Source organism: Methylobacterium amylolyticum (genome assembly GCF_030700245.1).
Lineage (GTDB): Bacteria > Pseudomonadota > Alphaproteobacteria > Rhizobiales > Beijerinckiaceae > Methylobacterium.
Map to the genome: position 1 here is coordinate 1 of NZ_JAUYZI010000134.1, position 1,153 is coordinate 1,153.

Annotated in this window: 2 protein-coding genes and 2 pseudogenes; 2 read left to right on the forward strand and 2 right to left on the reverse strand. The window is 67.5% G+C overall.

Going from position 1 to position 1,153, the window contains the following annotated elements; genetic code table 11:
• Window positions 1-177, forward strand: a 177-nt coding sequence (locus tag Q8W71_RS32840) for a transposase domain-containing protein (protein WP_305529459.1), incomplete at its 5' end; no start/stop codon positions are given.
• Between the two features lie 19 nt (window positions 178-196).
• Here the strand turns inward: Q8W71_RS32840 and Q8W71_RS32845 are convergent.
• Window positions 197-337 (reverse strand): annotated as a pseudogene (locus Q8W71_RS32845) (winged helix-turn-helix transcriptional regulator); the annotation flags it as partial.
• 98 nt (window positions 338-435) lie between these two features.
• Here Q8W71_RS32845 and Q8W71_RS32850 point away from each other — a divergent pair.
• Window positions 436-837: pseudogene (locus Q8W71_RS32850) on the forward strand (alcohol dehydrogenase catalytic domain-containing protein); the annotation flags it as partial.
• Here the strand turns inward: Q8W71_RS32850 and Q8W71_RS32855 are convergent.
• A partial coding sequence (locus Q8W71_RS32855; RefSeq protein WP_305529473.1) for a transposase occupies window positions 802-1,153 on the reverse strand: 352 nt, incomplete at its 5' end. The pseudogene Q8W71_RS32850 and the gene Q8W71_RS32855 sit on opposite strands and share 36 nt — an antisense overlap.

The following is a 1,153-nucleotide window of genomic DNA, read 5'->3' on the forward strand; positions in this document are numbered from 1 at the left end:
GCCGAGCGCGCTGCCGCCTTCTACACCCTGATCGAGAGCGCCAAGCTGAACGGGCTCGACAGCGAGGCGTACCTGCGCGACGTGCTCACCCGCATCGCCGACCATCCGGCAAAGCGGCTGGCCGACCTGCTCCCCTGGAACTGGACGCCGGCCCCGCCCGTCGCTCACGCTGCCTGACCGGAAGGCCCGCCGCCGAGCGCTTACGGTTGAAGCGCAGCGTACCGCCGAGCAACTGCCACAACACCACACCCTTCCACTTGCCGTCGATAAACTGCAGCGTCGCCTCCACGGCGCAGCCGGGCGAGCAGTCCAGTCGAGCGTGGCGCAGGCGTGACATGTCGGTATCCTCCTCGACACTACGTGCACCAAATGTGCGTTCTTGTGGAGATCGCAGATAGGCGGCACCTCTCCGCGCGCCAACACGAGAGGCCCCCAATGCGCGCCGTCGGCTATCAGCGTTCCCTCCCGATCGACGACCCCGCATCGCTCGTCGACATCGACCTTCCCGCACCCACGCCGAGCGGACACGACCTTCTCGTTCGGGTCGAGGCGGTCTCCGTGAACCCCGTCGACACCAAGGTGCGCAGGCGTGCCCAGCCCGAGGCTGGTCAGTGGAAGGTGCTGGGCTTCGATGCGGTCGGCACTGTCGAGGCCGTGGGGCCGGACGCAACTCTCTTCAAACCGGGAGACCCCGTCTTCTACGCCGGTGCGATCGATCGGCCCGGCACCAACGCGGAACTTCACCTCGTCGATGAGCGCATCGTCGGGCGCAAGCCTGCCTCCCTAAGAGTCTGTCTGGGATCATATTGTGGTTTGGCAGAGCTTTCGGGTCATGAGGCGGATGGAGGCGAGCAGCAGGAAGGCGCGGGCGGTGCGCGAGCGGCATTCCCAGTCCTTGGCCAGCCTCCGACAGCGGTTGAGCCAGGCAAAGGTCCGCTCGACGATCCAGCGCTTGGGCAGCACGACGAAGCCCTTGGCCTTCTCGGAGCGCTTGACGATCGTCAGCTTGAGCCGGCGGCAGACCCGGCGCAGGCCCGCCTTGAAGGCCGGCCCCTGGTAGCCGCCGTCGGCATACAGCCGCAGCAGGAACGGATAGAGGCCGAACAGGGTCGCCATCACCCACACGCCGCCGGTGCGGTCCTGCACGCTGGCC